10 protein-coding genes are annotated in these 15,285 nt (G+C 71.4%); 5 read left to right on the top strand and 5 right to left on the bottom strand.

Annotated features, from left to right (window positions below):
* Window positions 1-46: 46 nt before the first annotated feature.
* The 3 genes from F3L20_RS31410 to F3L20_RS31400 all read right to left on the bottom strand — a co-directional run bounded on the left by F3L20_RS31410 (window position 47) and on the right by F3L20_RS31400 (window position 3,949).
* Window positions 47-913, bottom strand: coding sequence for a hypothetical protein (locus tag F3L20_RS31410; protein WP_145829474.1), 867 nt, complete (start codon window positions 911-913; stop codon window positions 47-49).
* Window positions 914-1,096: 183 nt separating this feature from the next.
* Window positions 1,097-2,188 (bottom strand): metallophosphoesterase, encoded by a 1,092-nt coding sequence (locus tag F3L20_RS31405; RefSeq protein WP_150157129.1) that lies wholly within the window; start codon window positions 2,186-2,188, stop codon window positions 1,097-1,099.
* A gap of 648 nt (window positions 2,189-2,836) precedes the next feature.
* A complete protein-coding gene (locus F3L20_RS31400; RefSeq protein ID WP_145829476.1) occupies window positions 2,837-3,949 on the bottom strand; it encodes a LacI family DNA-binding transcriptional regulator in 1,113 nt (370 codons plus the stop codon).
* A gap of 438 nt (window positions 3,950-4,387) precedes the next feature.
* Here F3L20_RS31400 and hisC point away from each other — a divergent pair, with 438 nt between their 5' ends.
* From hisC to F3L20_RS31375, 5 genes are all read left to right on the top strand, one after another.
* Entirely contained in the window at window positions 4,388-5,467 is a 1,080-nt protein-coding gene (gene hisC / locus F3L20_RS31395; RefSeq protein ID WP_150157128.1) for a histidinol-phosphate transaminase, read from the top strand.
* A 238-nt stretch (window positions 5,468-5,705) separates the two neighbouring features.
* The gene (locus tag F3L20_RS31390) at window positions 5,706-7,211 is read left to right on the top strand and encodes a cytochrome ubiquinol oxidase subunit I (protein ID WP_150157127.1); all 1,506 of its coding nucleotides are present in this window, start codon (window positions 5,706-5,708) and stop codon (window positions 7,209-7,211) included.
* A 20-nt stretch (window positions 7,212-7,231) separates the two neighbouring features.
* Window positions 7,232-8,236: a cytochrome d ubiquinol oxidase subunit II gene (gene cydB, locus F3L20_RS31385; protein ID WP_150157126.1), complete on the top strand. Its 1,005-nt coding sequence runs from the start codon at window positions 7,232-7,234 to the stop codon at window positions 8,234-8,236.
* 12 nt (window positions 8,237-8,248) lie between these two features.
* Complete coding sequence (gene cydD / locus F3L20_RS31380; protein WP_150157125.1) at window positions 8,249-11,821, top strand: thiol reductant ABC exporter subunit CydD; 3,573 nt, start codon at window positions 8,249-8,251, stop codon at window positions 11,819-11,821.
* Between the two features lie 476 nt (window positions 11,822-12,297).
* On the top strand, window positions 12,298-13,347 hold the full coding sequence (locus F3L20_RS31375; protein ID WP_150157124.1) for a M23 family metallopeptidase: 1,050 nt from the start codon (window positions 12,298-12,300) through the stop codon (window positions 13,345-13,347).
* Window positions 13,348-13,387: 40 nt separating this feature from the next.
* Here the strand turns inward: F3L20_RS31375 and F3L20_RS31370 are convergent, their stop codons facing one another.
* The gene (locus F3L20_RS31370; protein WP_167534646.1) at window positions 13,388-14,275 is read right to left on the bottom strand and encodes an HAD hydrolase family protein; all 888 of its coding nucleotides are present in this window, start codon (window positions 14,273-14,275) and stop codon (window positions 13,388-13,390) included.
* A 98-nt stretch (window positions 14,276-14,373) separates the two neighbouring features.
* On the bottom strand, window positions 14,374-15,276 hold the full coding sequence (locus F3L20_RS31365) for an LLM class flavin-dependent oxidoreductase (RefSeq protein WP_150157122.1): 903 nt from the start codon (window positions 15,274-15,276) through the stop codon (window positions 14,374-14,376).
* Between the last annotated feature and the right edge of the window lie 9 nt (window positions 15,277-15,285).

Genomic DNA, 15,285 nt, shown 5'->3' with positions numbered 1-15,285 from the left:
CGAGGTCTCGGCGGGGAGGCGGCGCGGGCCGGTGAGGCCGTGACGGTTACTCCGGCTGGTGGTCCGGCCCTCCGAAGTCCGGGCTCGAGTAGTCCGGGCTGGAGTAGCTCGGCCGGGTGCCCCTGACCGACTTGTCCTCGGGGCTGGAGAAGCCCGGCCGGCCGTACCCGAGGTGCGGCATACGGCCGGCCGACGCGGGCGGCACCGTGTGCCGCAGTGCCGTGGCCCCCTTGGGATCGCTGAGCGCGTCGCGGAGGAACGGCACGATGCCCCGTTCCAGCAGGGCCTCGCGCCAGGCCTCCCGCGCCCGGGCCACCTCTCCGTCGAGCTCCCGGTACCGTCCGCCGAGCGCCGAGGGCTTGTTGCGCAGGGCGGTGAGCAGCAGACCCGTTCCGGCGACGACGATCGCGACGGCTGTGACCGCGCCGAACACCCAGCCGGTGGTGAGCATCGTGCGGGCGAACGCGGCCTTGGGGTCGAGAGTCCGCAGGATGAAGCCGACGAGCAGGAATATCGCTGCGGCGGTACCGGCCAGGACGGGCGCCAGGACGGCGACGACGGCCGCCGCCCCCGCCCCGGCCGTCTCGGCCACCTCGCCCACGGAGGCGGCGAGACCCGCCGCTCCGGCGGTCGGTTCGCCGCTGCCGGAGTCACGGACGGCAGGCGAGACCGACGGCGGTCGGCGGACCTCCTCGCGGACCTTCACGTAGTGCTGGTACTCGGTCGCGGCGGCCGCGGTGATGAGCGCGGTGGCGTTGAGCGCCATCGTGCGCAGTTGCTCCGAGTTGAGCCGCTGTCCCACAGCGGCCAGCTCCGGGTTGTGTGGTGCGGAGCGCAGCGCCTCATCGAGAATCCGCTCGTAGTCCTGGCGGTCCTCGCTCAGCAGGTGCTGCGGAACGCTGTTCATGTGCATCCCCCGATGCTCCGTAGGGCTTGGGGCTCGGCATGCTGACGAGCCGTCGGGCAGAAACGGAGGGGAGCCTGCTACGGATAAGCCGATGGTAGAGCGGTGACGGCGCGCGGTGACAGGGGGTTTACCGAAATTGCCGTCCCCGGCGTGCGGTCACGGGCCGCCGGAGAATGGCCCGCGCACCCCTTAAACGGGCAGCGGCAGTTGCCGGACCAGCAGTTTCCCGGCCATCGTCACGCCGCCGTCCATCGCGATGGCCAGACCGTCGGCGTACACGTGAGGTTCGGCCACCACGGGGCCGTTGTCGTCCTCGCCGTCCTCGGAGCCGACTTCGCCCAGCAGATACGGGATCGGGCTGTGGCCGTGAACGACCCGGGTGCCGCCGTACGTATCCAGCAGGGAGCGCACCGCTTCGGCGCCGCCCTCGTCACGGAAGGAGAACCGCTTGGTGAACTTGCGGAACAGGTCCCAGACCTCGTCGGCGTCGTTGCGGGTGAGGGTCTCGCGGATCGTGTCGTTGACCTCTTCGATGGATCGGCCGTAGTCGAGGTAGGCGGTGGTGTCGGAGTGCAGCAGCAGGTGACCGTCGACCTCCTCGACGGCGTCGAGGCGCGCCATCCACGCGAGGTGGTGGTCCTGGAGGCGGTCCATGTCGGTCTTCTGCCCGCCGTTGAGCAGCCAGGCCGCCTGGAAGGTGGCGGTGCCCGCGCCGGAGTTGACCGGTGTGTCGCCGAACCGCTTGGCGCCGAGCAGCAGCAGCTCGTGGTTGCCCATGAGGGCCTTGCAGTAGCCGCCGGCCGCTGCGGCCTCGGCGGACAGCCGCATCACCAGGTCGATGACGCCGATGCCGTCCGGGCCGCGGTCGGTGAAGTCGCCGAGGAACCACAGCCGCGCGGTGCCGGCGCACCACTGGCCCGCGGAGTCGATGAGGCCCTGCTCCTGCAGGGCGGCCACCAGCTCGTCCAGATAGCCGTGGACGTCACCGACCACGTACAGCGGGCCCTTGCCGTTGGCGGGCTGCGGGGCGGGAGCGGGCACGGGGTCGACGGTCACCTGGACAGTGTCACCCCGATTGATGACGGGGAGATCCCGCTGGGTGGGCGTGTACCCCTCCGGATAGGCCTCGTCGGCCGGTGGGACGACGTCGCCGGGGTGCGTGCTCTGGGCGTACGGACCGGTCTCGTGGACGTACGCGGGCACCCGGAAGTCGCGCAACGTCGCCGTCCGCTCCACCTCGGGTCCCTGACCGGCCCCCTGAGTCATCGACCCCTCCACCATCGCGCCGCATCTGCACCGCGTCGGACTGCCTGGTCGCAGCGGCCCGCGGTGTCGTGGGCCCATCATAGGAATGCGGATCGCGCTGTGTGATGACCCAGGGGTGGTGAATCAGAACAGGACTCCGGTTCGCCGTGGCTTTCGCCCCGTTTGCTCCGGTCTCCGGTCGTCCGGAGGCGGGTCCGTACCGGCGCTCGGCCCTCAGCGTGACCGCCTGATCCGGCCATCCTGTGATCATCCGATCATCCTGTTCCCGCATGCGCATGCGCATGCGCATGCGCCGGCCACCGGCCCAGGGCCCTCGACCCTCGGCCCCTCAGCTTCCGGCCGTCCCGCGACCGCCGGTGTCCCGCGACCGCCGGCTGTCCCGTGACCCGGCCTCCGCCGTCCGGCCCCCGGCGGCTCCAGCGGTCCGTGCCCGCACGATCGCCCCGTTCCGCTCCACGACGGCCCTCCGTTGCCATCCCCCGTTCCGCCTTCCGGTCGTCCTCGCCGCGCGCGTCCCCCTCTGGTGACCGGACCGCCTCCCCCTGGTGGCCTCGGTCCGTTCCTTCCCCGGGAACCCTCGGGCGGGCCGGGGGGCCGCCTCGCCTCACCCCTCCGGAAGCGGGGCTCCACCCCTGGTCACCCTCCCGTCGCGCCCCCGGGTGCTCACGCCCCCCGAGGGGACCGCGGAGGGCTGACCGTCGTACGCGGCGGCCGGCGCTGCGAGGAGGTGCGCACGATCAGCTCTGTCGGTATGACCTGCTCGACCGGCTGGTCGGAGTCGACCCCCTCGATGGCGTCGATCAGCAGTTGCACCACCGCGGTGCCGATCCGCCGAGGTTTCAGGGAGAGCGTCGTGACGGGCGGTTCGGTGTTCGCGTAGACGGTGGACTCGCTGCAGCAGACGAGGAGCAGGTCCTCCGGCACGCGCAGGCCGTAGCGCCGGGCCGCGGCGAGCAGGTCGGTGCCGTTGGGGTCGAACAGCCCGTAGACCGCGTCGGGGCGGTCGGGCCGGGCGAGCAGCCGGTCGGCGGCGACGGCGCCCGCGCAGGGGTCGTGCGCCGGGTAGGCCTCGTACACCGGGTCCTGGCCCACGCGCTCGCACCAGCGCAGGTACGCGGTGGTCGACAGGTGGGTGTACGTGTCGGTGGTGGTGCCGGTGAGCAGGCCGATGCGGCGGGCGCCGGCGTCGGCGAGGTGGTCGAGGATGCCGAGGACGGCGGCCTCGTGGTCGTTGTCGACCCAGGCCGTGACCGGCAGCGAACCGGCCGGGCGGCCGTCGGAGACGACGGGTAAGCCCTGGCGGACCAGCTCACTGACGACCGGGTCGTGGTCGGAGGGGTCGATGACGACCGTGCCGTCCAGGGCGACGTTGGACCACACGTCGTGGCGGGAGGTCGCGGGCAGGATGACGAGGGCGTAGCCGCGGGCGAGTGCGGCGGAGGTGGCGGCCCTCGCCATCTCGGCGAAGTACGCGAACTCCGTGAAGGTGAAAGGTTCATCCCCGTACGTCGTCACGGTCAGGCCGATGAGTCCTGACTTCCCGGTGCGGAGCGTACGGGCGGCGGCCGAGGGGCGGTACCCCAGTCTGTCGGCCACCTCGCGGACGTGGCGCCGGGTGGCGTCCGGGAGCCGGCCCTTGCCGTTGAGGGCGTCGGAGACGGTTGTGATGGACACTCCGGCGGCGGCGGCCACGTCCCTGATGCCCGCTCGACCCGGCCGGCTGCCTCGGCGTGAGGTTTCCGCGCGGCTCACCTGGTGCTTCCCTGCTGCTGTCATGGCGAGCCGATAGTAGGGCTCATCCGGTGGGGTAGGGCGGACGCATATGCACGCGTTGACAGGCACGTTTCTGCATGATCATTTAACCTCAATTGCCTGCGAAACAATGGGTGTTGAACGTTCCAATGCCAGTCCCTGACGTGTCTGTGCATGCGCGCCTGGCGAGGGTGCGATGTTGCGAAGAGGTCTCAACTCACCTGCACGGGTGATGCGCGCCACGGCGTGAACCACCGGCGCGTAGATATATGTGCGGCGCGCCCCTGGGCCGCACGCCGTTCGTACCCGTTCGGGGGATGTTGCCTGTGTTGTCACTGTGACGGACGGGAAAGCGGGAGCTGCCCTCTCCCCTATACGCAGCGGCGCCGAATCCTCATAAGGTGAGGAGTATTGGATGTCGGCGGCGGTCATGGGCCGCCGGTCTTCGCGAGGAGGACTGCGGTGAGCGAGACGAGCCCCAAGCTGCGCGCCGAGCTGGAGGGGATCCCCACCTACAAGCCGGGCAAGCCCGCCGCGGCCGACGGGCCGGTGGCGTACAAGCTGTCCTCCAACGAGAACCCCTACCCGCCCCTCCCCGGCGTGATGGAGACCGTGACGGCCGCGGCCGCCGTCTTCAACCGCTACCCGGACATGGCGTGCACCGCCCTGACGGCGGAGATCGCCGAGCGTTTCGCGGTGCCGGTGTCGCACGTGGCCACGGGCACCGGTTCGGTCGGCGTCGCCCAGCAGCTGCTGCAGGCCACCTCGGGCCCCGGCGACGAGGTGATCTACGCCTGGCGCTCCTTCGAGGCGTACCCGATCATCACGCAGATCAGCGGTGCCACCTCCGTGAAGGTGCCGCTGACCTCGGGTGACGTGCACGATCTGGAGGCGATGGCCGACGCGATCACCGACCGGACCCGGCTGATCTTCGTCTGCAACCCCAACAACCCGACCGGCACGGTGGTGCATCGGGCCGAGCTGGAGCGGTTCCTCGACCGGGTGCCCGGTGACGTCCTGGTGGTGCTGGACGAGGCCTACCGCGAGTTCATCCGGGACCCCGAGGTGCCGGACGGCTTGGAGATCTACCGGGAGCGGCCCAACGTCTGCGTGCTGCGGACCTTCTCCAAGGCCTACGGCCTCGCCGGGCTGCGCGTCGGTTTCGCCATCGCCCACGAGCCGGTGGCCGCCGCGCTGCGCAAGACGGCGGTGCCGTTCGGTGTCAGCCAGATCGCCCAGGACGCGGCGATCGCCTCACTGCGGGCCGAGGACGAGCTGATCGGGCGGGTCGGCTCCCTGGTCTGCGAGCGCAACCGGGTGATGGACGGGCTGCGCTCCCAGGGCTGGACGGTGCCCGAGTCCCAGGCCAACTTCGTGTGGCTGCGGCTGGGGGAGCGCACCGTGCCGTTCGCGCAGGCGTGCGAGCAGGCGGGTGTGGTGGTCCGGCCGTTCCCCGGCGAGGGCGTGCGGGTCACCGTCGGCGAGACGGAGGGGAACGACATCTTCCTCAAGGTGGCGGGGGACTTCCGCCAGGAGGGCTGAGAGTCCCTGCGGTTCCTGGGCGGCCGGCGGTCATCCACCGGCCGCCTTCGCGTGTCCGGGGCCGTCCGCCGAAGGGGGTTGACGTCACACGGCACCCCCCTTCCGGGTCGGAAAAGCAGTAGGTCATAATTGCTTGTGAATGTGAACGCGTTCACAAGCGCACCCGTTTCTCCCGAGATGACCGGGCGTGACGGAGGTCGCGCGACTGCTGCACCACGGCGAAGTAAGGAGCGACGACGTGGATCTGGCTCTGGCGCCGGAGACCCTGGCGCGATGGCAGTTCGGTATCACCACCGTCTACCACTTCCTCTTCGTTCCCCTGACGATCTCGCTCGCCGCCCTCGTCGCGGGGCTGCAGACCGCCTGGGTGCGGACGGAGAAGGAGAAGTACCTCAGGGCGACGAAGTTCTGGGGCAAGCTGTTCCTGATCAACATCGCGATGGGTGTCGTCACCGGCATCGTGCAGGAGTTCCAGTTCGGCATGAACTGGTCCGACTACTCACGGTTCGTCGGGGACGTCTTCGGTGCCCCGCTCGCATTCGAGGCGCTGATCGCCTTCTTCTTCGAGTCCACCTTCATCGGCCTGTGGATCTTCGGCTGGGACCGTCTGCCGAAGAAGATCCACCTGGCCTGCATCTGGATGGTCTCGATCGGCACGCTGCTGTCGGCGTACTTCATCCTCGCGGCCAACTCCTGGATGCAGCATCCGGTCGGCTACCGGATCAACGGGGAGAAGGGCCGCGCCGAGCTCACCGACTTCTGGCTGGTACTCACCCAGAACACCACGCTCAACCAGGTCTTCCACAGCTTCTCGGCGGCCTTCCTCACCGGCGGCGCCTTCATGGTGGGCATCGCGGCCTTCCACCTGATGCGCAAGAAGCACATCCCGGTGATGCGCACCTCGCTGCGGCTCGGCCTCGTCACCCTGGCGGTCGGCGGGCTGCTCACCGCGATCAGCGGCGACACCCTCGGCAAGGTCATGTACGAGCAGCAGCCGATGAAGATGGCCGCCGCCGAGGCCCTCTGGGACGGCGAGGAGCCGGCGCCCTTCTCCGTCTTCGCCTACGGCGACGTCGACAAGGGGCACAACGAGGTCGCCCTGGAGATTCCCGGCCTGCTGTCCTTCCTCGCCCACAGCGACTTCGAGTCGTACGTGCCCGGCATCAACGACACGAACAAGGAACTCCAGGAGAAGTTCGGACCCGGTGACTACAAGCCCATCGTGCCCGTCGCCTACTGGGGCTTCCGCTGGATGATCGGGTTCGGCATGGCCTCCTTCTCGGTGGGCCTGCTGGGGCTGTGGCTGACCCGGAAGAAGTTCCTGCTGCCGGCCGCGTACCGGACCGGGGAGAACGAGGTCCCGCACCTGGTGCTGCTGAAGAAGCCCCTGGGCTCCCGGCTCACCCGGCTCTACTGGCTGGCGGCGGTGTGGACGATGGCCTTCCCGCTGATCGCGAACGCCTGGGGCTGGATCTTCACCGAGATGGGCCGGCAGCCCTGGGTCGTCTACGGCGTGATGCGGACCGAGGACGCGGTCTCCCCCGGCGTGTCCCAGGCCGAGGTCATCACCTCGATGACCGCCTTCACCCTGCTCTACGCCGTCCTGGCCGTCATCGAGGTCAGGCTGCTCGTCAAGTACGTCAAGGCGGGGCCGCCCGAGCTCAGCGACTCCGACCTCAACCCGCCCACGAAGCTCGGCGGCGACGTCCGTGACGCCGACAAGCCGATGGCCTTCTCGTACTAGGCCGAGGGAGCTGCACTGTCATGGAACTGCACGACGTCTGGTTCGTCCTGATCGCCGTCCTGTGGACCGGCTATTTCTTCCTGGAGGGCTTCGACTTCGGGGTCGGTGTCCTGACCAGGCTGCTGGCCCGCGACCGGGCCGAGAAGCGGGTACTCATCAACACCATCGGGCCCGTGTGGGACGGCAACGAGGTCTGGCTGCTCACGGCCGGCGGCGCGACCTTCGCGGCCTTCCCCGAGTGGTACGCCACCCTCTTCTCCGGCTTCTACCTGCCGCTGCTGGTCATCCTGATCTGCCTGATCGTCCGGGGTGTCGCCTTCGAGTACCGGGCGAAGCGGCCCGAGGAGAACTGGCAGCGCAACTGGGAGACGGCGATCTTCTGGACCTCGCTGCTCCCGGCGTTCCTGTGGGGCGTCGCCTTCGGAAACATCGTGCGCGGGGTCAAGATCGACGCCGAGTTCGAGTACGTGGGCAGCGTCTGGGACCTGCTCAACCCGTACGCCCTGCTGGGCGGTCTGGTCACGCTGACCCTGTTCACCTTCCACGGCACGGTGTTCACGGCCCTCAAGACGGTCGGGGACATCCGGGAGAGGGCACGGAAGCTGGCCCTGCGCGTGGGACTCGTCACCGCCGCGCTGGCCCTGGTCTTCATGCTGTGGACGCAGGCCGACAACGGGGACGGTGCGAGCCTGATCGCCCTGGTCGTGGCGGTCGCCTCGCTGATCGCTGCCCTGGTGGCCAATCAGGCGGGACGCGAGGGATGGTCGTTCACCCTGTCCGGCGTCACCATCGTGGCCGCGGTGGCCATGCTCTTCCTGACGCTCTTCCCGAACGTCATGCCGTCCACGCTGGACGCGGAGTGGAGCCTGACCGTCACCAACGCCTCCTCCAGCCCCTACACCCTGAAGATCATGACCTGGCTTGCGGTCATCGCCACACCGCTGGTGCTGGTCTACCAGGGCTGGACCTACTGGGTCTTCCGCAAGCGGATCGGCACCCAGCACATCGCCGATCCTGTGCACTGAGGTGTGTTTCACGTGAAACCAATCGACCCTCGCCTTGTCCGGTACGCGCGTGCCACCCGGGGCTTCCTCGCCGTGGTCATCGGCCTCGGGGCCGTCGGAGCGGGGCTGGTCGTCGCCCAGGCCATGCTCATCGCCGAGATCGTGGTCGGCTCCTTCCAGGACGGCCGGTCCGTCGGTGAGCTGCGCACACCGCTGCTGCTGCTCGTCGCGGTCGCGGCCGGCCGCGGGCTGGCCGGCTGGCTGACCGAACGTGCCGCGCACCGGGCGAGCGCCGCCGTGAAGTCGGAGCTGCGGGGACGGCTGCTGGAGCGGGCCACGGCGCTGGGGCCGGGGTGGCTGGACGGGCAGCGCACCGGGTCACTGGTCACCCTGGCGACCCGGGGCGTCGACGCCCTCGACGGCTACTTCTCGCGCTACCTGCCCCAGCTGGGGCTCGCGGTGGTCGTGCCGGCGGCCGTCCTGGCGCGGATCGTCACCGAGGAGTGGGTCTCGGCGGCGATCATCGTGGGCACCCTGCCGCTCATCCCCGTCTTCATGGTGCTGATCGGCTGGGCCACGCAGAACCGGATGGACCGTCAGTGGGTGCTGTTGTCCCGCCTGTCCGGGCACTTCCTGGACGTCGTCGCCGGGCTGCCCACGCTGAAGGTGTTCGGCCGGGCCAAGGCCCAGGCCGAGTCGATCCGCAGGATCACCGACGAGTACCGGCGGGCGACCCTGCGGACACTGCGGATCGCCTTCATCTCGTCGTTCGCGCTGGAACTGCTCGCCACCCTCTCGGTGGCGCTGGTCGCCGTGACCATCGGCATGCGCCTTGTGTACGGCGAGCTGGACCTGTACACCGGTCTGCTCATCCTCATCCTGGCGCCGGAGGCGTATCTGCCGCTGCGCCAGGTCGGGGCCCAGTACCACGCGGCGGCCGAGGGGCTCGGGGCGGCCGAGGAGATCTTCACGGTGCTGGAGACACCCCTCCCTGCCGCCGGGAAGGGCGCGGTGCCGCAGGGCGCCGTCTCCTTCGAGAACGTGACGGTCCGGTACCCCGGCCGGCGCACGGACGCCGTGACGGACGTGTCCTTCACCGTCGCCCCCGGCGAGACGGTCGCCCTCGTCGGGCCGAGCGGAGCCGGCAAGTCGACCCTGCTGAACGTACTGCTGGGCTTCGTCCGCCCCGACGCGGGACGGGTGAGGGTCGGCGGCGCCGATTTCACCGGACTCGACCTCGCCGAGTGGCACCGCCACATCGCCTGGGTGCCGCAACGGCCGCATCTGTACGCCGGGACGATCGCCGAGAACGTACGGCTGGCCCGTCCCGACGCGGACGACGACGCGGTGCGGCGGGCCCTGCGGGACGCGGGCGCGCTGGACTTCGTGAACGCCCTGCCCGACGGGGCCGGCACCGTGCTGGGCGAGGACGGCACGGGACTCTCCGCCGGACAACGGCAGCGCCTCGCGCTGGCACGGGCGTTCCTCGCGGACCGGCCGGTGCTGCTGCTCGACGAGCCGACGGCCGCCCTGGACGGTGCCACGGAGGCCGAGGTCGTGGCCGCCGTGCGGAGGCTGACGGCCGGCCGGACGGTACTGCTGGTCGTGCACCGGCCGGCGCTGCTCGCGGTCGCGGACCGGGTGGTCCGGCTGACGGCACCCGATGCCGCAGAGGCTCCCGACGAGTCTGAGCCCACGACGGCCGGTGCCGTGGCGGGCACCGCCGCGGTGGGGGTCGCCATGGAGCACGCACCGGCGGGCGACGGCCGGCCGGGCGTCGACCCGGCGTCGCAGCACAGCCCCGCTCGGGCACCCCACCCGACGGGGAACGACCCCTTGCCGCAAGACGCCTCCGGGAGCCGCGTACTCACTCGGGTCCGGGCCCTGTCCGGCGCCCGGCGGGGGCGGATCACGCTCGCGCTGTTCCTCGGCACGCTCGCCCTGGGCAGCGCCGTCGGGCTCATGGCGACGTCCGGATGGCTCATCTCCCGGGCCTCGGAACAGCCGCCCGTGCTCTACCTGATGATGGCCGTCACCGCGACGCGGGCCTTCGGTATCGGCCGGGCCGTGTTTCGGTACGCCGAGCGGCTGGTGTCCCACGACGCCGTCCTGCGCATGCTGGCGGACACCCGGGTCGCGGTGTACCGGCGGCTGGAGCGGCTGGCGCCCGCCGGCCTGCGCGGTACCCGCCGGGGCGATCTGCTGACCCGGCTGGTCTCCGACGTGGACGCGCTCCAGGACTACTGGCTGCGCTGGCTGCTGCCGGCCGGTGCCGCCGTCGCGGTTTCCGCCCTGTCTGTCGGCTTCACCGCGTGGCTGCTGCCCGAGGCCGGTGCGGTGCTCGCGGCCGGGCTGCTGGCGGCGGGCGTCGGTGTCCCCTTGCTCACCGCTGCCGTCGCCCGGCACACCGAGCGCAGGCTGGCACCGGCTCGCGGCGTTCTCGCCACCCGGGTCACCGACCTGCTCACCGGCACCCCCGAGCTGACCGTCGCCGGCGCCCTGTCCGCGCGGTCCGCCGAGACCCGCGGGGCCGACGGCATCCTCACCCGCATCGCCTCGCGGTCCGCCGCCGCCACCGGGCTCGGTGACGGGCTCACCGCGCTGATCTCCGGTCTGACCGTGGCGGCCGCCGCCCTCGTCGGGGTGCAGGGCGTGGCGTCCGGCCGGCTCGACGGTGTGGCCCTGGCGGTGGTGGTCCTCACCCCGCTGGCCGCGTTCGAGGCGGTTCTCGGGATGCCGCTCGCCGTGCGGTACCGGCAGCGGGTGCGCCGCAGCGCCGAGCGCGTGTACGAGGTCCTGGACGCCCCGGCGCCGGTGCGTGAGCCCGCCACGCCCCGGCAGGCCCCCGCGTCACCGTTCCCGCTCAGTCTCAAGGGGCTCTCGGCCCGCCATCCCGGGCAGGACCGGGACGCGCTCGCGGGGCTGGACCTGACGCTGGAGCGGGGGCGCCGCGTCGCGGTGGTGGGTCCCTCCGGGTCCGGCAAGACCACGCTGGCCCAGGTGCTGCTGCGGTTCCTGGACCCGGCCGCCGGCAGCTACACGCTCGCGGGTGTGGACGCGTACGCCCTGGACGGGGACGACGTGCGGCGGCTGGTCGGTCTGTGCGCGCAGGACGCGCACCTGTTCAACAGCTCCGTCCGGGAGAACCTGCTGCTGGCCAGGAAGGGCGCGACCGAGCACGAGCTTCGCGACGCCCTCCGCCGGGCCCGGCTGCTGGAGTGGGTCGACGGGCTGCCCGACGGGCTGGACACGCTCGTCGGCGAGCACGGCGCCCGGCTCTCCGGCGGCCAGCGGCAGCGGCTCGCCCTGGCGAGGGCCCTGCTCGCCGACTTCCCCGTGCTGGTCCTGGACGAGCCCGCCGAGCACCTCGACCTGCCGACCGCCGACGCCCTCACCGCCGACCTGCTGGCCGCCACCGAGGGCCGCACGACGGTGCTCGTCACCCACCGGCTGGCCGGCCTGGAGGCGGTGGACGAGGTGATCGTGCTGGACGGCGGACGGGTGGCGCAGCGCGGGACGTACGCGGAACTCGTCTCCGCCGAGGGGCCGTTGCGAGACATGGCACTGCGGGAGGAGGCGGCGGGAGCACTGGTGGCGACGTCGTAGCCGGCGCTCGCACACGCAGGAGGGGGCCGTCCCGACGGTGCGTCGGGACGGCCCCCTCCGACACGTCAGACGAGCCAGCCCACGAGGTGGACGACACCGGCGAGCAGCTCGGTCAGAACGTTCATGGCAGATCCTCCTGTGTGTGCATCGCGTGCGTGGGACTACGCACGCTCCACGCGCCGAAGCGCGCGGGGGACATGCACAAGCCCTCGGTCTGCAGCCCGTTGCTTGCGCGCTACAAGAATCACCGAGCCACTCGGGCCTCCGCAGGCACACGGGTATCAGGCACCCGATCTGAGGAGTGTCTGACCCCCAGTTCGATTCTCAAGAGCGGTTGTCGAGGTGGCAGGTTGACGTGCCGTCAGCGACTCAGGACGCCCGGGAAGTCGTCGAAGCATCCGTCCGGGGGTGTGTCCTCCCCCATGTGTACGACGTGAACGAGCCTCTCGCCCCGGGGCGGGGCCAGGATCACAGTCATGCGTCTCACCCGCCGCCGTCCGCTGCTCGTCGCCGTGCTGTTCTGCGCGCTCGCCGTGCTCGCGGCCCGGCCCGCCGACGGTGACCACGCACCCGGACACGGATCCTCCTCCGTCAGCGGCGAGGTGGCGCGGCTGTACGAAGAGGCGGCGAAGGCCACCGAACAGTACGAGGCCGGACGGGAGGAGGCCGAGAAGCAGCGCGCCAGGGCGCAGGAACTGGAGGAGCGGCTCGACGGTGAACGACGGGAGACGGCAGCACTCCACGAGGACCTGGGCCGGATCGCCCGCTCCCAGTACCGGGACGGCGGCGGGCTGCCGCTCACCGCGCACATGCTCCTCGCGGACGACCCCGACCAGATGATGCGCGGTCAGCGCGTCGTCCAGCAGGCGGAGACGACGCTGGACCAGGCGCTCGAACGCAGCCGGAAGGCCGAGGCCGAACTGGCACGGGACGAGGCGGAGGCCGCGGCGGCGTGGAAGAAGCTGGAGGAACGCAACGAGGAACTCGCCACCTTGAAGCAGGACATCGAGCAGAAGCTGGAGACGGCGCGGTGGCGGCTCCAGGGTGAGGCGGACGCCTCCGTGGCGGCGGGCGCCTGCCGCGGCGCCGTCCGGCTCGACCAGCCGCCGACAGGGTTCACCACCCGGTGGGTGGCTCCGGTGGAGACCTACGAGCTGTCCGCCTCCTACGGCAGCGGCGGCGCGCGCTGGGCGAAGCGGCACACCGGGCAGGACTTCGCGGTGCCGATCGGGACGCCGGTGCGCGCCGTGGGCGACGGCAGGGTGGTGAAGGTGTCCTGCGGCGGCGCCTTCGGCATCGAGATCGTGGTCGAGCACGCGGGCGGCTACTACACCCAGTACGCGCATCTGGCCGCCGTCGCCGTGGACCAGGGGGACCGGGTGTCACCCGGGCAGTGGATCGGCCAGTCCGGCACCAGCGGCAACTCCACGGGCCCGCACCTGCACTTCGAGGTGCGGGTCACTCCGGAGATGGGGTCCGCCGTGGACCCCGTGCAGTGGCTGTCGGGGCGCGGGGTGCCCCTCTGAACGGCCGGCCGGGGCCGGGGTACGGTCCCGGCGCCGGCCGCTACCTCCGCTCGTTCAGCAGCTGCTCGATCACCACGGCCACGCCGTCGTCGTTGTTGGCGACGGTGCGTCCCGAGGCGGCGGCGAGCACGTCCGGGTGGGCGTTGCCCATCGCGTAGGAGCGGCCCGCCCAGGTCAGCATCTCGACGTCGTTCGGCATGTCCCCGAAGGCGACGACCTCCTCGTGCGAGATGCCGCGTTCGGCGCAGCACAGCGCGAGGGTGCTGGCCTTGGAGACGCCGGGGCCGCTGATCTCCAACAGGGCGCTGGGGCTGGAGCGGGTGACGGTGGCGCGCTCGCCGATGGCGAGCCGGGCCAGCGTGAGAAACGCGTCGGGGTCGAGCTCGGGGTGGTAGGCGAGGATCTTGAGCACCGGTTCGCCGGCGGCGGGGGCATCCGGGCCCAGCAGCTCCTCGGCGGGCGCCAGGTTGTCCGGGACCTCCATGTGCAGCTTCGGGTACGCCGGCTCCTGGTGGAAGCCGAAGGTCTGCTCGACGGCGTACACCGTGCCCGGGGCGGCATCACGCAGCAGGCGCACCGCGTCCAGCGCGTTGCCGCGGGGCAGCTCGCGCACCTTGACGAAGCGGTGCGCGCCGGGGCCGCCGTGCAGGTCGACGACGGCCGCGCCGTTGCCGCAGATGGCGAGACCGTGTCCGTGCACATGGTCGCTGACCACGTCCATCCAGCGGGCGGGGCGGCCGGTCACGAAGAAGACCTCGACGCCCGCCTCCTCGGCGGCCGCCAGCGCGGCGACGGTCCGCGGGGACACCGACTTGTCGTCGCGCAGCAAGGTGCCGTCGAGGTCGGTGGCGATGAGCCGCGGTGGGGTGGTGGCGGCCAGGGACTCGGGCTCTCGGATCGCTGAGGTCACCCGGCCATTGTCCCGCATATGCCCGCACGACCGTGCGGGACTCCGCACATCTGAGTGATTACCGACGTCACCAGCGGCTTCGCGCTCCGCATCGGACGGGCGGCACCGTCCGTCGGTCACCGCAGCTGCGCCGGAGCTTCCATGGCGATGCGTTCGAAGACCTTCTGGTCCGCGGCGAAGTCGGAGTCCGGGATGGGCCAGTGGAGCACGATCTCGTTGATGCCCAGCTCGACGTGGCGGCCCGCGAAGTCCACGAAGGCGTCCAAGGACTCCAGTGGACGCCCTCGGTCCGGCGTGAAGCCGGTGAGCAGGATCTTGTCCAGCCCGGTGACGTCGCGGCCGGTCTCGGCGCAGGCGTCGGCGAGTTTCTCCGCCTGTCCGCGAATGGCCTGAACCGACTGCTCGGGCGTGCCCTCCTCGTACAGCCTCGGGTCGCCCGTCGTCACCCACGCCTGCCCGTAGAGGGCCGCGAGCCGCAGTCCGCGCGGCCCGGTGGCCGCCACCGCGAACGGCAGCCGGGGGCGCTGGACGCAGCCGGGGATGTTGCGTGCCTCGTGCGCCGCGTAGAAGTCGCCCTCGTACGACACGGCGTCCTCGGTGAGCAGCCGGTCGAGCAGGGGGACGAACTCGCCGAAGCGGTCGGCGCGCTCGCGCGGGGTCCACGGCTCCTGGCCCAGGGCGGTGGCGTCGAAACCGGTACCGCCCGCACCGATGCCGAGGGTGACGCGGCCGCCTGAGATGTCGTCCAGGGAGATGAGCTCCTTGGCGAGGGTGACCGGGTGCCGGAAGTTGGGCGAGGTGACCAGCGTTCCCAGGCGCATGCGCTCGGTGACGCCGGCGGCGGCGGTGAGGGTCGGGACGGCGCCGAACCACGGCCCGTCGCGGAAGCTGCGCCAGGACAGGTGGTCGTACGTGTACCCCGCGTGGAAGCCCAGCTCCTCGGCCCGGACCCAGGTGGAACGGGTGCCCTCGTGCCAGCGGCGGTACGGGAGGATCACGGTGCTCAGACGCAGGCTCATGCCACCGAG

This window comes from Streptomyces tendae (genome assembly GCF_008632955.1).
Lineage (GTDB): Bacteria > Actinomycetota > Actinomycetes > Streptomycetales > Streptomycetaceae > Streptomyces.
This window is presented reverse-complemented; position numbering and strand designations above follow the sequence as displayed.